The sequence below is a fragment of the Hyphomicrobium zavarzinii ATCC 27496 genome, from assembly GCF_000383415.1.
Taxonomy (GTDB): domain Bacteria; phylum Pseudomonadota; class Alphaproteobacteria; order Rhizobiales; family Hyphomicrobiaceae; genus Hyphomicrobium_C; species Hyphomicrobium_C zavarzinii.
The window spans coordinates 247,123-270,063 of record NZ_KB911258.1 but is presented as its reverse complement, the minus strand read 5'-3'; the positions used below and the strand labels follow the sequence as shown (position 1 = coordinate 270,063).

Below are 22,941 nucleotides of genomic sequence, written 5' to 3'. Positions count from 1 at the left end.
TTCGCCCAAGACCGGTCTCGTTTCTGCCGCTCCTTGGATTCTCGCCTCTCTCCGGAACGATGCGTCAATGAAATATGCCCCGCATATCCTAGCCGAACGGGCTGTCAAACTGAGCTGCCGCGACCTTTGGAAGGTCTACGGCGCCCACACGGACACCTTCACTGACGCAGCCGAGCTCAAGGCGAGCTCCGAGAAGGCCGGCACGCTTGCCGCCCTGCGCGATGTCCATCTCGATATCCGGCACGGAGAGATCTTCGTGATCATGGGACTGTCGGGATCCGGCAAGTCTACGCTTCTGCGCTGCCTCACCCGCCTCGTGGAGCCGAGCTTCGGCAAGATCATGCTGGACGGCGTCGACCTGATGACGCTCTCCCCCAAGGATCTCATGGAGGTGCGCCGGCACAAGATGGCGATGGTGTTCCAGCACTTCGCTCTGCTTCCTCATCTCTCAGTCGCCGACAATATCGCACTCCCGCTGCGCATTCGCGGCGACGAGACGTCCCAGATCACGAAAGTCGTATCCGAGCTGACGGCCCTGGTGGGCCTCGCCGGAATGTCGGAACGCCTGCCGCATCAGCTATCGGGCGGCCAGCAGCAGCGTGTGGGCCTTGCGCGCGCACTGGCGGGAAATCCCGAGCTGCTGTTTCTCGACGAGCCGTTCTCCGCGCTCGATCCGCTCATCCGCCGCGAGCTTCAGGATGAGCTGATGCGGCTCCAGGCGCGGCTTCACAAGACAATGGTTTTCGTCACACACGACTTCAACGAAGCCGTTCGTCTCGGAGACAGGATCGCCATCATGAAGGATGGCAAAGCCGTGCAGACGGGAACGCCGGAGGAGATCGTTGCCGAGCCGACCGACAGCTACGTCGCTTCTTTCGTCGCCGGCGTCGATCAGACCCGCGTGATCAGTTGCGGGCGCATTGCGGCACCCGCGCGGCCCTTCCCTTATGACGTCACCGTGGACGGCAGAAAGAAGATCATCGAGATCGCATCGCTCGTCGCCGGTGCCCACGGGCCTGTCGGCGTCAAGGACGCGAGCGGACAGGTGACGGGCGAGATCGACGCCGCCACCATCCTGCGCATGATGTCCGTCACCGCTGCGGAAAGGTCGGCGTCATGAGGGGAGCCGCGACCCTGACAGTTCTGCGCGACAAACGGCTCTGGGCGGCTGCGGCGATGCTTGCCGCACTGAGCGCCGTCTCGTCGCTGGTCCCGTGGACGGCGAGCTATCCCGCCGCGTGGAAGCTGCCGATCGACGACGTGATCACCACGTGGCTCAAATACATCGTGTCCCACATCTCGCCGGTGACGCGCGCGCTGGCCTCGGTGGTGCAGCTGCCGCTCGACCTCGTGACTGCGCTCCTCGTCAAGGGCTTCGCGTTCAACATCGGAGAGACCCACATCGAGCTGCCCGCGCTGTCCTGGCTCGGTCTCTCGGGACTCCTGGTGTGGGCCGGATACTGGGCCAGCGGCTTTCGCCTCGCAGCGCTGCAAGCGGCCGGATGCGCCTACCTGCTTCTGTTCGGGCAATGGGACGGCGCGATGCTGACGCTGGCATCGGTTCTGGTTTGCGTACCCATCGCCGTCATCACCGGTCTCCTCGTGGGCGTGCTCGCGCATGCGCGGCCGAGCGTAAACACGTGGCTGCTGACGCCGGGCCTCGACATCATGCAGACGGTGCCCGCCTTCGCCTACCTCATTCCGACGCTCCTTCTGTTTGGCTTCGGCCCCGTTGCCGCGATGATCGCGACCGTCATTTTCGCGATGCCGCCAATGGCACGCGTCACCGCGCTGGTGCTCGATCAGGCTCCGCAGGAGATCCGCGAGCTTGCCACGATGATCGGCTGCTCCAAGCGTCAGGCGATCTGGCGCATTCTCCTGCCGTCGGCGCGACCGATGCTGCTGGTCGGCCTGAACCAGACCGTGATGATGACGCTCAACATGGTGATCATCGCCTCGATGATCGGCGCGGGCGGGCTCGGCTTCGACGTGCTGCGCGCCCTGCGCCAGCTCGACATCGATCGCGGCTTCGTCTCGGGAACGGCCATCGTCGTGATCGCCATCATGCTCGACCGCCTCGGCGCGGCGGTCGCCAATCGTGCGCGCCCCGATGTGGAGCAGGCGCCGGGCTGGGGGCAATCGTTGATTCTCCCCCTCGGCTGGCTTTTGGCTGCGACCCTGGCCGGCGTGTGGATCGAATGGCTCGCCAAATTCCCCGATGCGCTGCGTCTTTCCACGGGCGGCGTGCTGAATGCGACCGTGAGCTGGATCAACGTCAATTTCTTCGACGCGATGGAGGCTCTCCGCATCTTCACGCTGAAGAACCTCATGAACCCGATCAAGTTTTTTCTGGCGGACATGCCGTGGCTGGTGCTCGCCGGTCTCGTCACGCTCGCAGCCTATTTCATCGCAGGGCTCCGCTTGGCGCTTCTCAGCGTGCTGGTGCTCGGCTTCTGCCTCGTCACCGGCCTCTGGGACAAGGTGATGATCACGCTCTATCTCTGCCTGTCGGCGACGGTGGTTTCGGCGCTGATCGGCATTCCGCTGGCGGTTGCGGCCGCGCGCTACGATGCGCTCTACCGCGCGGCCAACGTGGCGGTCGAGCTTCTGCAAACGTTGCCGAGCTTCGTCTACCTCATTCCCGTTGTGATGCTGTTCCGCGTCGGCGATTTCGCAGCGCTTCTCGCCATCGTCGCGTTCGCCATCACGCCCATCGTGAAGTTCACGATGACCGCGCTCAGGACTGTACCTTCCGATCTCGTCGAAGCCGGACAGTCCATGGGATGCTCCAGATTCCAACTCGACCGGCTCATCCGGCTTCCGGTTGCGCTTCCGACCATTCTTCTCGGCATCAACCAGGCGATCCTGTTCGCACTGGCGATGGTGGTGATCACAGCGCTCGTCGGCACGCGCGATCTCGGCCAGGAGGTCTACATCGCGCTCACCACCGCAAATCCGGGACGGGGGCTCGTGGCCGGACTGTGCCTCGCCTTCCTAGGAATCTTGATCGATCGCATGTTCCGCGCCGGCGCGAGCCGCCTGCAACACACCACGACGGCGGGAGCCGCGTAGGCGGTCCGGATCGTCCACATCATCTAACGAAGCACGCAAAGAGGATTGCTCAGAATGACAGTTGATGCCGCAGAAATCGTGATCATCGGAGGCGGGGTGATCGGCTGCAGCATTGCCTACCACCTCGCGAAGGCAGGCAAGACCGACATCGTCGTGCTGGAACAGTTTCAGTTGACGCACGGCGCGACATGGCACGCAGCCGGCGTGGTGGGACAGCTCCGCCCTTCGCGCAACGTCACGCGCATGCTGCAGAAGAGCATCGCGCTCTATGATGTGCTCGAGAAGGAAACCGGCCAGCCCATCGACTGGAAGAAAGTCGGCAGCCTGCGCATCGCGTCCTCCAAGGACCGCATGAAGGAGTTCCGCCGCTCCGCCACGACCGCCAAGTCGTTCGGCCTCGATATGCAGCTCCTGACGCCGAAGGAGGCGCAGGACCTGTTTCCGATCATGACGCTGGACGGCGTGGAAGGCGCGACGTTCATCGACTCGGACGGCTACGTCGATCCGGCAAGCCTCTGCCAGGCGCTGGCCGCGGGCGCACGCCAGCGTGGCGTCAAGTTCATCCAGAACTGCGAGGTGACGGGGTTCAAGGCGGAGGGACGCCGCATCGTCGAGGTGCAGACCAGCAAGGGTCCCATTCGGGCTGAAACGGTGGTGAACACTGCCGGCATGTGGGGGCACGAGCTCGGCAAGCTGATGGGATGCCGCGTGCCGGCCTTCGCGGTCGAGCATCAGTATCTGATCACGGACCCCATCCCCGATCTGCCGAAGGGCATGCCAACGGTGCGCGATCCGGATCTTCTGCTCTACTGGAAGCCAGAGGTGCGCGGCATCGTGGTGGGCGGCTACGAGCCCAACACCCCGGCCTTCGCCCGCGACGGCATTCCCAGGGGCTGGGACCAGCAGCTCCTCCAGGAGAATTACGAGCGCTTCGAGCAACTGGCGCTCAATGCGGCGAAGCGGACTCCCGTCGTCGGAACCGTCGGCGTGCGCGCGATGATCAACGGCGCCATCCCCATTTCGGCAGACGGCGACTTCGTCATGGGCGGCGTCTCCGAATTCGATAACGTGTTCGTGTCGTGCGGGTTCATCTACGGCATCGCCGCAGCCGGCGGCGCGGGCTCGGTGATGGCGGAGTGGATTATGGAAGGGCGGCCGGCCAACAACCTGTGGCCTCTCGATGTGCGGCGCTTCAACTTCCACCACAACACCAAGTACTTCATGTACGACCGTGCCATCGAGATCTACGCCAAGCACTACGCGATGAAGTGGCCGGTCGAGGAACACGAGTCCGTCCGCAACATCCGCTGCTCGCCGCTCTACTACCCGCTGAAGGAGCAGCGCGCGGTTTTCGGATCGCGCGCCGGATGGGAGCGCGCGAACTGGTTTGCGCCAGCTGGCGTCGAGCCTGTCGACAAGCCCTCGTTCGACTGGCCCAACTGGTTCGAGCACGTGGCCAACGAGCACAAGCAGGTGCGCGAGGGCGTGGCGATGATCGACCTCTCCTCGTTCGCCAAGATGGAGCTTTTCGGCCGGAACACGCTCTCTTCGCTGCAGCAGCTCGCGGTTGCGGACATGGACCAGCCGGTGGGCAGCCTCATTCATACCCAGCTCCTCAACGAGCGGGGCGGCATCGAGGCGGACATGACCTTCTGCCGCCTGGAGGAGGACCGCTTCTACGCCGTGACCGGCACCGCCTATGGCGAGCACGATTTCGGCTGGATCCACCGTCATCTGCCGGACGACGGCTCGGTGCGCACCGTCGACGTCACCTCCGGCTATGCGGTGATCAACCTTTGCGGCCCGAAATCGCGCGCCGTTCTGGCGAAGGTGGCGGAAGAGGATGTAGGCGCCGCGGCCTTCCCCTATGGGCAGATGAAGGCGCTCACCGTGGGCGCGGCCCCCGTGCGGGCTATGCGCGTCTCGTTCACGGGTGAGCTCGGATACGAGCTGCACATTCCGACCGAGTATGCGCTGCACGTCTATCACGTTCTGCGGGAAGCGGGCGCGGAGTTCGGCCTCTCCAACTTCGGCTACCGCGCGCTCAACAGCCTGCGCATGGAAAAAGGCTATCTGCTCTGGGCGAGCGATATCTCTCCCGACTACTCGCCCTATCACTGCGGAATGGACTGGCTCATTCCCAAGACCAAGGGCGACTTCAAGGGGAACGCAGCCCTGAAGAAGATTGCCGCGTCCGGACCCGATCGCAAACTCTGCATCCTGGCGCTCGACGGCAAGGCTCCTGTCAACGGCGGCGAGGCGATCCTGCGCAACGGCAAGGTGCTCGGCGTCACCACGAGCGCGGACTACGGACATACGGTCGGCGCGCCTATCGTCTACGGTTACGTGGCAGCCGAGGAGGCCGAGCACGACACCTACGAGGTCGAGGTGTACGGCGAAGTCTATGGCGCCAAGCGCGCGGCAAAGCCGCTCTACGATCCCGAAGGACTTAAGATCAACGCCTGAGACGTGAGGAAACAGGGATGGATACGCAGGAAATCGACAGACAGAAACGTGCGCGCGAGATCGCGGCCTCGGTGATCTCGGGCGGCAGCGTGCGCCCCGGGGATGTCGCCATCGAGCTGCTCGGCGGCATGACGAACCGGAACTACCGGGTGACGGTCTCGGATGTGAACTACGTGGTGCGCATTCCGGGCGAGGGCACTGAAGAATACGTGGACCGGAAGGCGGACGAGCAGGCGAGCCGCATCACGTCGGATCTCGGTGTGAACGCCCCGCTCGTCTACTACGACTCGGCAACCGGCGTGATGATCACCAAGCTCATCGAGAACGGCGTGACGATGAATGCCACGGTGTTCAAAGATCCCGATGCGGTTCGCCGCGCCGCCCTCGCGTTCCACAAGCTTCACACGAGCGGCGCGAAATTCCGCAACAGGTTCGACGAGAAGGTCATCGCCCAGAGCTATCTCGATCTTTTGCGCGGGAAGAATTCGCCACTTCCCGAAGGCTATGACCGCGTGCAGCGGGAAGCCGACACGATCCGCGAAGCGCTTGCCAAGGCCTGCACCGAGCACGTGGCCTGCCACAATGATCCCGCGCCCGAGAACCTGATCGACACGGGAAAGCGCGTGCACATTCTCGACTGGGAGTTCGCCGGTAACAACGACGCGTTCTGGGATCTCGCCGATCTCGCCGTCGAGACGAATTTCTCCGAGGAGCAGGACCGCATTCTGCTGACGGCCTACCTCGGCCGGGAGCCCACGCTTTCCGAATACGGGCGCATCGTGCTGCACAAATCCATGGTGTTCCTGCTGTGGACGCTGTGGGGCGTTCTGCAAGAGGCGAACAAGAACCCGCGTCCCGCCTATCACTTCAAGAGCTACTGGGACTACGCGATGGATCGCTTCGTGCGCTGCCAGGAAATCATGAACGCAGACAATTTCGGCAAGCTTCTGGAGGCCGTGCGCAAGGGGAGCTGACGCTCCCCTGCGCGCCTACGAGCAGCTCTACACTTGAGGACCTTCGACTATGAAAATTCTGGTGCCCGTGAAGCGGGTGGTCGACTTCAACGTGAGGATCCGCGTGAATCCGGACGGTTCGGGCGTGGATCTCTCCAACGTCAAGATGTCGATGAACCCGTTCGACGAGATCTCCATGGAGGAGGCGCTGAAGCTGAAGGAGGCCGGGAAGGCCGCGGAGGTGATCGCGGTCTCCATCGGACCTGCCAAGGCCGAGGAGACGCTCCGCTCCGCCCTCGCGATGGGTGCCGACCGCGCGATCCTGGTCGAGACGGACGATAGCGTCGAGCCGCTGGCGGTGGCGAAGATCCTTAAGGGTGTCGTGGACGCCGAAGGCCCCGGCCTCGTCATCGTCGGGAAGCAGGCCATCGACGACGACTCGAACCAGACGGGCCAGATGCTGGCTGCGCTGATGGGGCGGGCGCAAGCGACATTCGCCTCGAAAGTGGAGCTCGAGGGCGGGAAGGCTGCGGTCACGCGCGAGGTCGACGGCGGGTTGCAGACGATCGAGATCGAGTTGCCCGCGGTCGTCACCGTCGATCTGCGCCTCAACGAGCCGCGCTATGCCTCGCTTCCGAGCATCATGAAGGCGAAGAAGAAGCCGCTCGAGAAGAAGACCCCAGCTGACTACGGCGTCTCGACGGCGGCCCGCCTCAAGGTGCTGCGTACGGAAGAGCCGAGCACGCGCAAGGTCGGCATCAAGGTGAAGTCCGTGGCCGAGCTGATCGACAAGCTCCGTGCCGAGCCCGGCGTCCTCTAGCTCAAGAAAGGGAATGCGAAGCCATGGCCATCCTCCTGCTGGCTGATCACGACAATACCGCTCTTTCGGAGCAGACCGCCAAGGCGCTGACCGCCGCCCTCCAGATCGGGCGCGACGTGCACGTGCTGGTCGCGGGCAAGAACGCCAAGGCGGCGGCCGAAGCTGCCGCGAAGCTTTCCGGCGTCACAAAAGTTCTCTTGGCCGAGAGCGACACGCTCGCAAACAACCTTGCAGAGCCCCTCGCCGCTCTCATCGTTTCGCTTTCGGGCGGATACGACACGCTGATCTCGGCCGCGACGTCCGTCGGCAAGAACGTGATGCCGCGCGTGGCGGCGCTACTCGACGTGGCCCAGGTCTCCGAGATCATCGAGGTCCAGTCGGCGGATACCTTCAAGCGGCCCGTCTATGCGGGCAACGCCATCCAGACCGTGCAGACGACGGATGCGAAGAAGGTGATCACGGTGCGGTCCGCTGCGTTCGCGTCCGCGCCGGAGGGCGGGTCCGCTCCCGTCGAAACCATCACAGCCGCGCCAGATCCGGGTCTCTCGAAGTTCGTCCGCGATGCGATTGCGACGTCCGACCGGCCGGAGCTGACCTCGGCCAAAATCGTCATCTCGGGAGGCCGTGCGCTCGGCTCGGCCGAAAAGTTCAAGGAAGTCATCCTGCCCGTGGCCGACAAGCTCGGCGCCGCGGTCGGCGCCTCGCGCGCGGCCGTCGATGCCGGATATGCGCCGAATGACTGGCAGGTGGGCCAGACCGGCAAAGTGGTGGCGCCCCACCTCTACATCGCGTGCGGCATCTCGGGCGCGATCCAGCATCTCGCGGGCATGAAGGATTCGAAGATCATCGTCGCAATCAACAAGGACGCGGAGGCGCCGATCTTCCAGGTGGCAGACTACGGCCTCGTGGCAGATTTGTTCGAGGTTCTGCCGCAGTTCAAAGAGGCGCTGTGACCGAGCGAGATTCCCGATGGAACGAACTCGAACCACGCTCCGCGCCATCCGCCGGATCGGCTTTCTCGCCCTGAACGATTTCACCATGGTCGCCCTCTCGTGCGCGATCGAGGTGCTGCGGATGGCGAACCAGATCTCGCAGAAGGAGGACTACGCGTGGTCCGTCATCACGCCTTCGGGGCGCACCGCCTACGCGGGTGACGGACTGACCCAAGCGCGCGCCGTGAGCTATCCGGACGCCGGGAAGCTCGATGTCGTTCTGGTCTGCGGCGGCGCCAAGCGCCCGGCTCATTTCGACGACGCCGTGCTCGCGCTCCTGCGCCAGATCGAGCGCGACGGCGTGGTGCTCGGCGGGTTGAGCGGGGGCACCTATGCTCTTGCGGAGGCCGGTCTGCTCGACGGCTACAAGTGCGCAATCGATCGGGACGACGCGGAACTCGTGCGTCAGACCTATCCGCATATCACGATCCAGGACTCTCCCTTTGTGATCGATCGCAACCGCATCACGTGCACGGGCGGCATCGCGCCCATCCACCTGATGCTGTCCCTCGTCGCCAGCGGCTTCGGCTACGAGCGCGCTGTCGAAATCTCCGATCGCCTCGCCGCCGAGAAGGCGCGGGATCGGGATCCCCACGACAAGATCGCGACGGCGCGGCGGTTCGGGCTGGAGCACATGGCGCTGATTGAGATCGTGTCGCTCATGGAAACGAACCTCGAGGAAGTCCTGCCGCTCACGGAGCTCGCGCGGCTGGCCGGCATTTCGCTTCGCCAGGCGCAGCGGATCTTCCAGGACTCGCTCGGAACGACCCCGACGAAGCACTATCTCAGCTTGCGTCTCAAGCGCGCGCGGGAATTGATCTTCCAGACTCCCCTCTCCATCACGCAAATCTCCGTGGCCTGCGGCTTCGAATCTCCAGGGCACTTCAGCAGATCGTACAAGGCGTTCTATGGCGTCACGCCGAGCGGCGAAAGAAAGCAGAAGCTAGACGGGGAGCGGGGCGCAAAAGGATCTTCGTCGACGACGGCCGTTGAACCCTATCGGGTCGCGCAAAACCGGCGATACGCACCTTAGATACCCCCGAATTCGACGCCAAAATTCGCCAAACCAGAACGGCCGCGACATTCCCTCGCTCGCGCCTTGCATTTTCACGACTTCATTCCGCCTCAAATACAAAATGTTTCACAAATGCAACAGTCCTCTATTTTTCATTCCATGTCGCTCAAAGCCAACAATACGTCGCTCTGAGATTATCAGCTCGCGCCGTGTTGAGGCATGTTTCTCCCAGAAACGAGAAGCGCGAATGCCCTCCTCGTTTTTGATGGCTCATCTTCCGTGCGCTTCACCGGCCGCACGCCAGACCAGAACTGGGGGGACTACAATGAAGGCTTCCGATCTTCGCCATTCTTCGTCCATGAAAGCCTTGCGGCGCGCTTTGAAAGCGAGCGGCGCGGCTTTGCTCGTCACGGCGGGTGGACTCTATGCGGCGCCGATCGCTTCGGCGGTCGAAATCTACAAGGCGCACGGCACGATCGTCGAATTCACGGCTGAGATCGGCTTTGGCGGCTTCAACGTCTCACAGGACTACAACCTGTTCGGCCTCGCAAATCGCAAACCTCTCGACGATGTGGCGTGGGCCGAGGGCTACGCCATCATGGGCTTCAAGTTCGAGCGTGCCTTGAACGCGAACTGGTCGGTCTTCGGCACGCTGACAGGCGTGGTCAACGGTGTGCGCGGCGACGGCGACGCGATTGCGTCCACGATCGGCGAGGAGGACGGCGCGCAACTCCAGGACGCTTCGGGCGGCGTGAAATGGACGGATGGCCGCGAGGGCGGCGCGAGTATCACTCTTTCGGGCGGCCGGCAGAAGTGGGTGCTGGGAGACGGCTTCCTGATCGCGGGCGATCAGCCGAGCTCGGGCATCGGCTACGGCGCACAGTACAACGAGGGCGGCGCCTACTACCTCAACCCGCGCCGCGTGTTCGGCCAAACCGCGATCGCCAACATAGAGACCGGCACGCCTTTGCGCTTCGATGCGTTCTACATCGAATCCGAGAAGGGCTGGAACGGCAAGCGCGCGATCGCAGGCGGCAATGTCGATTACGTCGACAAAACTTACGGAACACTGGGTTTTACTTACATTCGCGGCCTCGACGTGCAGGATCCCCAGAATACCGTGCTGCCGTTCACGCCGGCTTCGGACGGCATGAACCTCTACAGCATTCACGGCAACTCGAGCCTAGGCGTGAAGGACTTCAACCTGTCCTTCAATTACGTGAGCGAGAAGAGCGGCGCGGTCGATGTCTGCGCCACTCCGGTTCAATGCCAGGGGCTTGACGCTTGGGCCTGGTACATCAAGCCGAGCTATACGTTCTCCGATGCGACCTGGACGCCGAGCGTCTACTACCGGTTCGCCAGCTACTCCGGCGACGATCCGACAACCGCGAAGAATGAAGGCTACGATACGCTCTTCTACGGCGCGACTGGCTACAACGGCTGGTTCATCGGCGAGATCGCAGCCAACTATTCCGGCCCTTTCAGCCAGAACGCGGACGTTCACTCGATCGGCCTTTCGACGGTTCCCAACATCGACATCGGCATCGGAAAATGGACGGGGCTCAGCGGCTATATCAACCACTACTCAGTCCGTGAGACAGCGCCCGGCACCGACAGCAATTGGGGTACCGAGCTTGCCGCATATGCGGAGTTCCAGATTTTCGAGAAACTCTACCTCGCGCCACTCTACAGCGTGCTGCTCCCCGAAAAGGGCTACGAGGCTGCCTACGGCACGGACGACACCGTGCACAACTTCCAGATTATCGGCATCTTGACCTACTGATCCGCGGGCAACACCGCATTCTTCTCACCTTTGAGCGGCCGATCTCCCACGGCCGCTCAACGCGCGGGGTCCATCCCCAGACGAACGAGCGGGGGGCAATGTTCCCATGCCCCCCGCTCAAAACCCGACTTATACTTTTTTATCTTTGAGCGAGCCGAGGCTCGCACCTTATGCACGCTCACTTTTCGGGTGTGCTCGACAAATCCCGCACCGCAGCGCGATTCCATGCTTCACTATTATGCAGATCATTTATGCTTCAGCGCATAAATGAAGCATTTCGCATTTGCTAAATGCGAAAATTTCTTTGAGCCATCGAATTTCAGAACAAATACGATCGATGCCGTCTTGCAATGGCGTTTTGATTGTGATGGTATAGACCAGAATCTGGTATACACCAGGCATTCCGGAGCCAAGCAATGACAGCGTTTCCTTCCCAAGCGGACATCGTCGTGATCGGCGGCGGCGTTCTCGGCACATCGATCGCCTATCATCTGGCGAAGGCAGGCGCGAAGGACGTCGTCCTGCTCGAAAAGAACGAGCTGACACACGGCTCGACCTGGCATGCTGCGGGCATGGTCGGGCAATTGCGCGCCTCCCGCAATCTGAGCCGCATGCTGCAATCGAGTGTGGAGATCTACGAGACACTCGAAGCTGAGACCGGGCTCGCGTCGGGCTGGCGGCGAACCGGCAGCTTGAGGCTGGTCTCGAACGCCGAGCGCCTGCTCGAGGCGAAGCGTTCCAACACCATCGCCAAGAGCGTCGGCCTCGAAGCCGATATCATCAGCCCCGAGGAAGTCCGCAACTTGTTTCCCATCGCGGAAACGAGGGATATTCTCGGCGCGCTCTATGTTCCTGGAGACGGCGTCGCGGATCCCACGAGCCTCACGCTGTCCTTCGCGGCCGGCGCCCGCAAGCACGGCGCCAGGATCATCCAGCACGCCGCCGTGACCGGGTTCGAACGGAAAGACCGGCGCCTCACGCAGGTGCGCACGACACAGGGCGATCTCACGTGCCGCATCGTCGTGAACGCGGCGGGTGTGTGGGCGCGCGAGATCGGCAAGCTGATGCAGGTGAACCTCGCCTGCTGCGGGCTGGTTCACCAGTATCTTATCACGGAGCCGATCGAGGGCATCAACTCCAGCATGCCTTCAGTACGCGATCCGGACCTCTCGATCTACTACAAGCCGGAAACCAACGGCTTGGTGTTCGGCTGCTGGGAGCCCAACACAGCCACCTTCGACGCTGAGCCCATTCCCAGCGCTTTCGGGCAGGAGCTGCTGCCGCCCGCCATGGATCGCTTCGAGCCGTTCATCGAAGCTGCGATGAAGCGAACGCCCGTTCTCGGCAAGATCGGCATCCGCGACTTCGTCACCGGGCCGATCCCGTTCTCGGCCGATGGCGACTTCGTGATGGGACCGATCCCGGGGCTCGACAACGCGTTCGTCGCCTCGGGTTGTGTCGTCGGCATCGCCGCGGGAGGCGGCATCGGCAAGGTGATGGCCGAATGGATTCTGGAGGGACAACCTTCGCTGGATCTCTGGCCGGTAGATGCGCGGCGGTTCGGCGCCCATCACGGCACCAAGTCCTATATCTACCCCCGTGCCATCGAAGTGTACGGGGCGCATTATCGCCTGCAGCCTCCGGGCTACGAGCACACATCCGCCCGCGGGCTGCGCAAAAGCCCGCTCTATCCGCTGCTCAAGCAACGCGGAGCCATCTATGGCGCGAAGTTCGGCTGGGAACGGCCGAACTGGTTTGCGACCCGCGGCGAGACCGAGGACCGGCCGAGCTTCGACCGTCCAAACTGGTTTTCGACGGTCGCGGAGGAGCACCACGCCGTCCGCAACAACGCGGGCATCCTGGATCTCACCTCGTTCGCGAAATACGAGATCCACGGGCCCGGCGCTCTCGGCGCGCTGCAATACCTCTCGGTTCGCAACCTCGACAAGCCCGCCGGGACCGTGAGCTACACGCAGCTTTGCAGCAAGCGGGGCGGCATCGAGGCCGACGTCTCGATCACGCGGCTTTCGGACGATCGCTTCTACTACGTGACCGGCACCGGCAACGGCACGCGCGACATCGAATGGATCCGCGCCAACGCCCCGGCCAACGCGCGCTTCACGATCGAGGATGTGACGTCCGCCTGGTCCGTGCTGCTGGTGACAGGCCCCAAGGCGCCCGACATCGTCACTGTCGCCATCGACACCTACGAAAGCGCGCTCAACGGGCGTGATCTCAGCCATATCGTGATCGGCGCGGCCTCCGTTCGCGCGCTGCCCATCAGCTTCGCTGGCGAGGCGGGATGGGAGTTGCACATCCCGGCCGAGTTTGCCTGCGATGTTTACGAGCGCCTGATGGAAGCCGGGAAGCCGTTTGGCCTGCGCAACGTGGGCTATCGCGCGCTCGACTCCCTCAGGATCGAGAAGGGCTACCGGTATTGGGGCAGTGACATCACGCCCGACTGCAACCCTTACGAAGCCGGTCTCGGCTTCTGTGTCGATCTCGATCGGGATCCCTTCCTCTCGCAGGCCGCGCTCCGCAAGATAAAAGCCGAAGGACCGTCGCGGCGGCTCTCAACGTTCATCGCAGGGAGCCTCGGCAACGCGTTCGGCGGCGAGGCCGTCTACGCCAACGGCGAGATCATCGGGGCCACGACGAGCGCGGCTTTTGCCCATTCCATCGGCAAGACGGCGGTGAACGCCTACGTGCCCGCCGCGCTGGTTTCGTCAGGCACTTTCGAAATCGAGAGCTTCGGCGAGCTGAGCCCGCTGCTACGCACCACGAAACGCGACCTTCTAAAAGAAATCTAGAGAAACGGGGAAATGACATGGAGACTTCAGAGACCACACGTCTGCAAGCGACGTTGGCGCGCGTGCCGCAACTGCGCACGTTTCGGCCCGAGGACATCCAGATCCTGAAGGTCGGCGGCCTCACTAATCGCAACTACAAAGTGACTGCGGGAGGCAATTCCTATGTGCTGCGCGTTCCGGGCGAAGGCACGGAGCAGTACGTCGACCGGCGCGCGGACGAGCAGGCCGGCCGGCTGACCTCCGAGCTTGGCGTCAATGCGGAGCTCGTATTCTACGAGGCTGGCACAGGCGTCCAGCTCACCCGCTACATCGAAGGCGCCACCATGATGACGCCCGCCTTGTTCAAGGACCTGACGATCTGCGCGCGAGCGGGCGCGGTGTTCGGCACGCTTCATCGCTCCGGGGCCACCTTCCACCAGGAGTTCAACGACGTCGAGAAAGCCAAGGAGTATCTCGACGTTCTGAAGCAGATGGGCGGCCGCTTTCCAGACGGCTACGACGTCATGCAGAAGGAAGCGCTCGTGGTTCGCGATGCGCTCAAGAAGGGTGCGCTGCCGCTGGTTCCGAGCCACAACGATCCGGTTCCGGAGAACTTCATCAACACGCCGAGCAAGCTCTATCTGCTGGATTGGGAGTTCGCGGGCAGCAACGATCCCATGTGGGATCTCGGGGACCTCTCCGTCGAAGCCTACTTCGACGAGGCGCAGGATCGCGCCATGCTCACCGCCTACAACAAGGGCGAATTCTCCGACAAGCTCTACAGCCGCATGATCCTGCAGAAGGCCATGGTGTTTCTGCTGTGGACCCTTTGGGGCGCGCTGCAGGTGGCCAACAAGAACCCGCTCAAGCCCTCCGACATCCACTATCCCTTCGACGACTTCTGGCAGTACACGATGGACCGCTTCAACCGGTGCAAAGAAATCATGGAAAGTCCTGATTTCGGCAAGCACATCGACCGCGTTCGCGGGTAGGCGCTCGGGGGCGCTCCGCCGGTCGGCCGGGACATATCTGCGATCGTCCCGGCCGACTGCCTCTTTCCGCTCGCGGCCACAACAGATCGTCAGCTCAGCGCGACGATGACCTGGGCAGCGCGCCCCGAGTAGTATATCTCCCGTCGAGAAGCGACACACACGGGAGCTCGAGTTTGACCAGTGAGGTACAATCCGTTCCGATCATCAAGGTGATCTGCGACGACATCGCAGGCCAGATCAGATCCGGTGCGCTTGCGCCCGGCACGCGGTTGCCTTCGGAGCGCGAACTCGGCGATGTGCGCAACATCAGCCGCATGACCGCGCGGCGCATCTACGAGCGGCTCGAAAGCGAAGGGCTCGTCTCGCGCTCGCACCGGCGCGGCTGGTTCGTCTCGGAAGCGCGCCTGCAATTCGCGCTCATGAAATCGGTGAGCTTCATCAACAGCGCGGCCGTGCGCGGCAAAGAGGCCGGCTCTGTGCTGCTGCACGCCGAGAAGGTCATTCCGCCGGAGTTCGCCCGCGAGCCCTTGAAGCTCAGGAGAAACGAGGACGCCTATTTCGTGCGCCGCCTGCTGCAGCTTGGCGGCAAGCCTGCGGCCATCGAAACGATGTATCTCGGATGCGCGCGCTTTCCCGATTTCTTCTCTCACACGCTCACCGGATCGATCCTCTCGCTGTGGGAGGATACGTACGGCATCTCCGTAGGCCACGCCGATGCCACGCTGCGGGGCGCGTTTCTCTCCGATGAGGATGCGAGCGTGCTCGGTGTCGCCAAGGGCTCGCCGAACATCGCGCTCACGCAGACGATGTTCGACGCGGACGGCGAGCCCTTCGCCTACGACAGGCAGGACTGGCGCTTCGAGCTGGCCGAGTTTCTCATCTCGGCCGACTTCGCGTGAGCCAGCCTGCCTTCGCGCGCTAGCCTCGGAATTTTTCGTTTTCCGGATCGTAGGCGGCGCCGATCACGAGCGTCGCGGGAATGCGCTCGCCCGCCACCTCGAGCTCGTACTTGCCGCTCCGCAGATCGTCGTCGGTGACACCCGCAGCATTGCGAACGTAGCCGAGGCCGAGCGGCTTGCCGATGGCATGGCCGTAACCTCCGCTCGTGAGCCAGCCCACCGGCCGGCCGTCCCGGTAGATCGTTTCGCGGCCAAGCAGAATTGCGCCCGGTGCCTCGGCGATCAAAGTCGCGAGGCGTTTCGTCGGAGCAGTGCCGCGTTGAGCAATGAGCGCGTCGCGTCCCCTGAAGGGCATGGGCTTGTCGAAGGCCACGGCGAAACCGAGCCCCGCTTCGAGCGGCGTGTTGTCGGGGCCGACCTCGGCACCCCAGACACACAGTCCTTTTTCCAGGCGCAAGGAGTCGATCGCGCGATAGCCCGCGTCGCGGAGGCCGAATTTCTCACCGGCCTTCTTGAGCGCGTCGTAAACCGTGAGCATGTACTCGGTCGGAATGTGCAGCTCCCAGCCCAACTCACCTACGAACGTCATGCGCAGGGCCCGCACGGGTGCGCCCGCGACGATGATGTCGCGACAGTGCCCGAACGGGAATGCCTCGGAGGAGAGGTCGGCTTCTGCGATCTCCGCCAGGATCGCGCGTGAATTCGGCCCCATCAGCCCCAGCACGCCGAAGGCAGACGTGACGTCCACGCAATAGGCGTTCTCGCCCTGTCCGATGTGCCTCTCGATGTAGCTTCGGTCGTGCTCACCCACCGCTGTTCCGGTGACGACGTAGTAGCTGTCCCGAGACAAACGGGTCACGGTGAGATCGCATTCGATGCCGCCGCGATCGTTCAGCATCTGTGCATAGATGATCCGGCCCGGCTCCTGGCTCATATCGGCCGCCGCGATGCGCTGCAAAACGCGCTCGGCATCCTGGCCGATCAGCATGAACTTCGAGAACGAGGACTGGTCGAATACGACCGCCTGCTCGCGGCAGGCGCGATGCTCCGCGCCCACGTGCTCGAACCAGTTCGGCCGGCCGAAGGTGTAGACATCCTTGGCTTCGACACCTGGAGGCGCGAACCAGTTCGGCCGCTCCCATCCGGCCTTGCTACCGAAGCACGCCCGTTGCTGACCGAGGCGATCGTAGAGTGCGCTGCGCCTCAGCGGACGGCCCGCCTCGAACTCGTAGTGGGGCCAATGCATCGCATAGTGATGGCCCTGCCCTTCGAGCGAGCGCACAAGCACGCCGCGGTCGGAAGCGTGGAAAGCCGAGAAGCGGCGGATGTCGACGGGCCAGAGATCGAACGGCGGCTCGCCGTGGACGACCCAGTGCGCAAGCGCCATGCCCGCCCCGCCGCCGGCCGCGATCCCCATGGCGTTGAAGCCGCAGGCGACGAAGAAGCCTTTCAGCTCAGGCGCCTCGCCGATGACGAAGTTCGTATCCTCGGTGAAGGACTCGAGGCCGTTGTACCACTTCTTGATGCCGACGCCCGAGAGCGCTGGAAAGCGCTTCATCATGGCGGGCAGGAACTGCTCGAAGTGATCCATGAACTCGGGGAAGAGCTTGAACTGCTCATCGTCGAGCCCAGGCCTCGGCGCATAGCCGATGGGATTGGCTTCATATCCGCCGGCGATGAGACCGCCGACCTCCTCCTTGAAATAGGTCTTGTTGTCGGGGTCTCTGATGGACGGCATGTCGCGCCGCAGGCCGTCCATGGTCTCGGTGACGAAGTACTGATGATGCGCCGGCTGGATCGGCAGGCGCACGCCGACGCTGCGCGCCAGCTCTCTCGACCAGATGCCGCCGCAGACCGCGACCGCCTCGCACGCGATCCGCCCGGCCGCGGTGATGACGGCGTCGACCTCGCCGTCGCGAACCTCGATGCCGGTGACGGGCGTGTCCTCGAAGATCCGCACACCCTTCATCCTGGCCCCCTTGGCGAGGGACTGAACGAGATCAGAGGGGTTGGCGACGCCGTCCGAGGCCACGAAGAGACCGCTATCCACATCCGATGTCACGATGCCCGGACAGAGCGCCTCGATCTCGCGCGGTGTCAGCAGGTCCATCTCCAGGCCGAAGGAGCGCGCCGTGGTGAGCTGGCGCAGGAACTCGATGCGCCGCTCCTTCGTGCAGCAGAGCCTTAGCGAGCCGTTGGCCTTCCATCCCGTGGCCAGTCCCGTCTCCTGCTCGAGGCTGCCATAGAGCTTGACCGAGTAGCGCAAGAGCTCGGTGATATTCGAGCTAGATCGAAGCTGCCCCACCATTCCCGCCGCGTGCCAGGTGGAACCCGACGTCAGCTTTCCCCGCTCCAGAACCACCACATCGGTCCACCCTAATTGGGCGAGGTGATAGGCCGTGGAACAGCCCGCGATCCCTCCCCCGATAATCACGACACGCGCTGTTTGCGGAACCGCACCCATAACTGAAGCCCCCGGATTCTGATAGCTTTATTGGTATATACCAAATGGTATATACCAGATTCCAAATGGCGTAAAGGTGCCCGCGAGCGAAGCCATGCGGGACCGCGGTCGCGGGGCAATGCGAGGCCATTTCGAGCGAGGGCGAGGGGGCGGGGATTGTCGCCGCGGGTTTTGGCCGGCCATCCAAACGATGGCGGCAGCGGGCGTGGGCCGGGAACGAACCCGGCGCTTGCCTTTGAGTTGGTCTGGATGGGCGGCGAGATTCACGCGAGATGCAGCACGGGCAGCGCGGCCTGTGCCACGCTGCCCGTCGAACGCGATACCGTCGCCTTACCAGCCGAACGAGAGCTTTCCGTAATAGAGGGACGGGCTCGGCTCCGTGCTCACCGTCGTGCTGTCGACGGCCCCGCTCGCATCGCGGATGACGAGGGTGCGCACGTCGTCGGGACGCAACAGGTTGCTCGCGGTGAGCGTCAGCACGACCTCTTTGTCGAGCGAGATTCTCACCGAGGCGTCGAGGCGATCGAGGTCCGAGAAGCTGGTCTGCTGTCTTGTTCCGTCCACCATCAGGATGTCCTGGTCGTAGGCGTAGGTGCGGTTGTAACCAAGCCCGAACGTCGTGGCCAAGGCCGGGACGTAGTAGTCGAACCCGATGTTGGTGACGAATTCCGGCTGCTCGTCGAACGGCCTCGTCTGGCCGGTCAGCCGATCGGTCAGCTCGGATTTCATCGCCGTGGCATTGCCCCACAGCGTGAGATCGGGAAGCCCGATGAAAACGAAGGGAACGCGCGCTTCGAGTTCCACGCCGTAAAGCTCGCCGTCACCTGCGTTGCGCAAGGTGTCGACCCAATCGCCGCCTTCCAGCGACAAGGAACCCTCGATTTTATCCTGGAACGAGCGTGCGAAAAAATTCGCCGACAGAAGGCCAGTGCGATTGAACAGGAAGTAGTCGCCACCGACGTCGAGCCCCCAAATCTTCTCGGGCGTGAGGTTGGGGTTGCCACGCGTATGGGGCGCAGAGAGCGTGCCGTCCTCCTCGACCAGCGTCGGCGTCAGGTCGCCGAGATCAGGGCGTCGCAGCGTCCGCGCCACGCCGAAGCGGAAATCGAGGTCGGACGTCGCGGAGAGCCGGTAGTTGATGGTGGGATTGAGGTCCGTGCTGTCCTGCTCCGTGCCTGTTTTGGTCACGTCGACAGTCTCGGTCATGCTGTGCTCGAGGCGCAGGCCGATCGTCAGGAGATCGTTGCCGATGAGCGATACGCTATCGCTGATGTAGGCGTGGTAGATGTCCTCGGTCACCTCGTACGTCCGCTCGGGCACGGGCCGTGGCGTGAAGCCGATGATGGCGTTCTCCTCATGGCCCCTCTGTGCCCAGCCGAAGCCGGTTTCAAGGGTGTGGCGGCCGAGGCGGGCCTTGAGGTCGGCGCCGGTGGCGATCCGGTCCAGATCGATCGGGACATAGCGGGGCTCCTGAACTGTCGGGCCGCTCGTGATGACGCCGGACGAATTGTAGCTCGTGCGGGTCGTGGCGCGCGTCGTGTCCTCCCTGCCCTGCTGGTAGTCGAAGAAGACGCGGGAGGCGATCTGGTTGCCGAAGTCATGCTGCCATTCGACATTCGCGCCGTACGTCTCGCGGATGCGCTCGCGAACTTCATGCGTGTCCCGGTTCACGTAAGTCTGAGCACCGTTGAGGCGCAGCGAGTGCTGATCGCGATCCTCTGTCGTCTTGAGGTAGCTCGGCGAGAACACGATCGTGTTCGCCGGATCGATGGCGAGCTCGAAACGCGACAGGAACGTGTACTCGTCGAATTCCCGTTGCTGCGGAACACGCTGGCCGCCGTCTGGTCCGCCCGCTCCATCGAAGACGTACTCGGTCTTGCTTTCCTGCACGAGGCGCCGCTGGTACCCGCCGCCCAGGAAATACCGCAGCGGCCCCGCCTCTCCGCCTTGCCACCCGGACAGCTCGCCCGGGGTGCCGTTTCCTTCGAGGTGTCCGCCACCGACCGTGACCTGACCTCCGGAGGGTCCGAATGCGCGGCGCGTGATGATGTTGACCGTTCCGGCCGCGCCCTGCGACTCCATGCTTGCGAGCGGCGTGCGCGTGATCTCGATGCGCTCGACGAGCGAGGCGGGAATGCGATCCACCTCCATGTTGCGGCTCGTGTCGCCATCAAGGAGAGGGCGGCCGTCCAGCAGAACCTGAGTATACTCCTTGCCAATACCGCGGAGCTTGATGTCACGCGAGCGGTTCACACCGGGGAACGTCACGCCCGGCAACCGGCGGACCACATCGCCGATGCTCAAATTGTTGTACTGCTGGAGCTGCGCACCCTCCATGACGACCGTTGCGTTGGGCGCGTTCGAGCGAACCTGCAGCGCGCTCACTCCCGATGCGCCGATGGCATTTCCGCCATCTTTCGACGCCGTGCCCTGAGGCGGTGCCTCGGGTTCGAAACTCGGCGCAGGAGGCGCAGCGGCCGGCACCAGCTCGGGAGACTGCTTCTTGACGGCCGCCTTCTTGGCGGGCTTGGCCTTCGGAGTTGTCGTGACGTTTACGGGAGGCAGCGGCGTGGCGGCTTGCTGTTCTTGAGCTTTCGCGAGCGATCCAAGCCCAACCAATACGAGAACTGAGCATGCCGTGCGTGCGCTTGTCTTAACCGCCATCCATATCCCCTTTCAAGACTACGGAGGGTACTCTATCGAGGGATGTTACACTCGCAAGATTGTATACTTTTTTTTGAAGCATTATGCGCGTTGAAGCGGCACAATTGCCACACGGCAGCCTGCGCGCCGCAAAGTATCGCTGCGCACGGACACCGCACCTCAACTATTATCTGTTGACTGAAAACTGTTGCGCGGCATGCTTTCGCCTTCGCAACCTTCTGCCGCTCCAAATCGCGATTCCGGTTCCGAGCAGCAGCATCTGCACACATACGATCGCTGCGTTGCCGACAGCAGACCAGACGCCCGCCCAATTGCCTTCATGAAGCAGCTTCGGCCAGTTGCGCGGCTTCTCGACGAGACCGGCAGCCGTCACCTCATAGGAGCGATGCTCGCCGTCCACGAGGAGCCGTGCCTCCGCTCTCCCCTTGCGCTGCCGGAGAGACAGAAGGCTCCCCACGTCTTTCTCGCGCGCAACGATGCGTAGCGCCTCGGCGAGCGATTGCACTGGCGCCTCGGGCGTGCGCGTGGGCTCAACCGAAACGAACGTCACTTTATAGAGCATGAGCAGCCCGGTGACCGGCGGCATGATGATCAGCGGCAAGGCCATCCACGCAGCGCCCGTGTGCCACCCGCTCAAGGAGTTGCGGAACGGCCTCGGCCCCATCGCCAGGCCGAGTGCGACGAGCAGCAAGAGTACACCGGTGGACGCCGTGACGAAGACCTGCCCCTCGTCTACGAGCAGCGTCTCGTGAATCCGCCGCGTCTCCGCGAAGAGCGCGAGGAGGACGCTTGCCGAAGGGCGCGGCTCGCCCGTAGCGAGATCGATCTCGGTTCCGCCGCGTTTACCGAGCACGACCGTATCGATGTGGGAATGCAGGAACAGCCGCTCGAGTTTGCCGTCGGGGTCTTGCCTGGACAAAATTGCCTCGAGCTTCGACAGCTCTAAAGGCGTGCGCTCCCGGGGTGCTGCCTGCAGGAACGGCTCGAACGCGAGAATAAGCCCGGTCGCAAAAAGGGCGAGGAGCGGAAGCGCAAAAACCAGCGCCGCCCACCTGTGCAGACGTTGGATCCAGAATTTGTACATCGCAATCCATCACAGCTGCGCACGGCCCGCCCTGCGAGCGCGACACCGAGGCCCGGCGGCTCGCGGTCTCACGCAAGCGAGGGCGTGGGTATTGGAACAAAGCCGGGCGAGAATTCAGAACGGCGGCGAAGCCGAAATTCAGAACGGCGCCACGAAAGGCGGCTAAATACATCGATACAAGTGGTCGGGGCAGCGGGATTCGAACTCGCGACTTCTTGCTCCCAAAGCAAGCGCTCTACCAGGCTGAGCTATGCCCCGACGAATTTTGTTGCCCGTTTCTACGGGCATTTGCGCGTTGCGGTCAACGCCCGCTCAAGCGGTGCGACATTCGCAAGGGGCCCCGGCGCTCGCAGCCAGCGGCTTCAGCGCGCCGCCGCCGATCCGAAATAAGGATGGCGGACCTTGTCGCCGGGCTTCAACCCCATGCGCTCGGCGGCGCCGCCAGCGATCTCGAGCACTGCCGTCACCGGGCCTTCCGACGATATGATCCGCTCCGACAGCGGCTCCGTGCGCGCCTCGATGCGATGCACGGTGCCATCGGCGCGGATGAAAACCATATCGAGGGGAATGTAAGTGTTGCGCATCCACATCGTCAGCTCGCGCGGAGAGCTGTGCTGGAACAGCATGCCTTTCGTGTCGGGCAGGCTGGTGCGGTACATGAGGCCGAGCGCCTGCTTCTCTGGCGTCGCGGCGATCTCGACGTCGAGCGCGTGAACCCCGCTCTGGGTAACGAGCTCCAAGCGTTCCTCTTTGGCAGCAGCGGACTGGCCAGGGGCTTCTTTCGAGCCCCCTGGATCGGCCCGGAGGGCAGCCCCCATGCTCGTGCCAACAAGAACGAGAAGGGCCGCCCCGAAGGCAGCCCCTCTTCCATACCGTATCTCAATCATCGATGCATCCGTCCCCGAGGAGCTGACGAACCTGCAGTCCGCCAAAAGGCTGACCTCAAAC

General features: G+C 63.4%; 15 protein-coding genes and 1 tRNA gene. 11 read left to right on the top strand and 5 right to left on the bottom strand.

The genetic code is table 11. The features are described from left to right. Positions 1–67: 67 nt before the first annotated feature. The 11 genes from F812_RS0112405 (at position 68) to F812_RS0112355 (ending at position 15,781) form a co-directional block, all read left to right on the top strand. On the top strand, positions 68–1,120 hold the full coding sequence (locus F812_RS0112405) for a betaine/proline/choline family ABC transporter ATP-binding protein (RefSeq protein ID WP_020086304.1): 1,053 nt from the start codon (positions 68–70) through the stop codon (positions 1,118–1,120). Further along, the gene (locus tag F812_RS0112400; RefSeq protein ID WP_020086303.1) at positions 1,117–3,072 is read left to right on the top strand and encodes an ABC transporter permease; all 1,956 of its coding nucleotides are present in this window, start codon (positions 1,117–1,119) and stop codon (positions 3,070–3,072) included. Before F812_RS0112405 ends, F812_RS0112400 begins: the two co-directional genes overlap by 4 nt. A 54-nt stretch (positions 3,073–3,126) precedes the next feature. Further along, positions 3,127–5,538 carry a GcvT family protein gene (locus tag F812_RS0112395; RefSeq protein WP_020086302.1) on the top strand — a complete coding sequence of 804 codons (2,412 nt, stop codon included), beginning with the start codon at positions 3,127–3,129 and terminating at the stop codon, positions 5,536–5,538. A gap of 17 nt (positions 5,539–5,555) precedes the next feature. Beyond that, positions 5,556–6,512: a choline kinase family protein gene (locus F812_RS0112390; RefSeq protein WP_020086301.1), complete on the top strand. Its 957-nt coding sequence runs from the start codon at positions 5,556–5,558 to the stop codon at positions 6,510–6,512. Between the two features lie 49 nt (positions 6,513–6,561). Next, positions 6,562–7,311 (top strand): electron transfer flavoprotein subunit beta/FixA family protein, encoded by a 750-nt coding sequence (locus F812_RS0112385; RefSeq protein ID WP_020086300.1) that lies wholly within the window; start codon positions 6,562–6,564, stop codon positions 7,309–7,311. A gap of 23 nt (positions 7,312–7,334) precedes the next feature. Continuing rightward, complete coding sequence (locus F812_RS0112380) at positions 7,335–8,264, top strand: electron transfer flavoprotein subunit alpha/FixB family protein (RefSeq protein ID WP_020086299.1); 930 nt, start codon at positions 7,335–7,337, stop codon at positions 8,262–8,264. Between the two features lie 16 nt (positions 8,265–8,280). Then, positions 8,281–9,336: a GlxA family transcriptional regulator gene (locus tag F812_RS0112375; RefSeq protein ID WP_020086298.1), complete on the top strand. Its 1,056-nt coding sequence runs from the start codon at positions 8,281–8,283 to the stop codon at positions 9,334–9,336. Between the two features lie 307 nt (positions 9,337–9,643). Next, on the top strand, positions 9,644–11,101 hold the full coding sequence (locus F812_RS0112370; protein ID WP_020086297.1) for an alginate export family protein: 1,458 nt from the start codon (positions 9,644–9,646) through the stop codon (positions 11,099–11,101). Between the two features lie 416 nt (positions 11,102–11,517). Further along, positions 11,518–13,911 (top strand): GcvT family protein, encoded by a 2,394-nt coding sequence (locus F812_RS0112365; RefSeq protein WP_020086296.1) that lies wholly within the window; start codon positions 11,518–11,520, stop codon positions 13,909–13,911. A gap of 17 nt (positions 13,912–13,928) precedes the next feature. Then, entirely contained in the window at positions 13,929–14,882 is a 954-nt protein-coding gene (locus F812_RS0112360; protein ID WP_020086295.1) for a choline kinase family protein, read from the top strand. Between the two features lie 173 nt (positions 14,883–15,055). Further along, positions 15,056–15,781: a GntR family transcriptional regulator gene (locus F812_RS0112355; RefSeq protein ID WP_020086294.1), complete on the top strand. Its 726-nt coding sequence runs from the start codon at positions 15,056–15,058 to the stop codon at positions 15,779–15,781. A gap of 19 nt (positions 15,782–15,800) precedes the next feature. Here F812_RS0112355 and F812_RS0112350 read toward each other — a convergent pair whose 3' ends face one another. The 5 genes from F812_RS0112350 to F812_RS23735 all read right to left on the bottom strand — a co-directional run bounded on the left by F812_RS0112350 (position 15,801) and on the right by F812_RS23735 (position 22,733). Further along, the gene (locus F812_RS0112350; RefSeq protein ID WP_026868091.1) at positions 15,801–18,245 is read right to left on the bottom strand and encodes a GcvT family protein; all 2,445 of its coding nucleotides are present in this window, start codon (positions 18,243–18,245) and stop codon (positions 15,801–15,803) included. A 330-nt stretch (positions 18,246–18,575) separates the two neighbouring features. Further along, positions 18,576–20,909, bottom strand: a complete 2,334-nt coding sequence (locus F812_RS0112345; RefSeq protein WP_020086292.1) for a TonB-dependent receptor plug domain-containing protein — start codon at positions 20,907–20,909, stop codon at positions 18,576–18,578. A 166-nt stretch (positions 20,910–21,075) separates the two neighbouring features. Further along, positions 21,076–21,993, bottom strand: coding sequence for a PepSY-associated TM helix domain-containing protein (locus tag F812_RS0112340; protein ID WP_020086291.1), 918 nt, complete (start codon positions 21,991–21,993; stop codon positions 21,076–21,078). Between the two features lie 181 nt (positions 21,994–22,174). After that, positions 22,175–22,251, bottom strand: a tRNA-Pro gene (locus tag F812_RS0112335). A 104-nt stretch (positions 22,252–22,355) separates the two neighbouring features. Further along, positions 22,356–22,733, bottom strand: a complete 378-nt coding sequence (locus F812_RS23735; protein ID WP_020086290.1) for a DUF192 domain-containing protein — start codon at positions 22,731–22,733, stop codon at positions 22,356–22,358. Between the last annotated feature and the right edge of the window lie 208 nt (positions 22,734–22,941).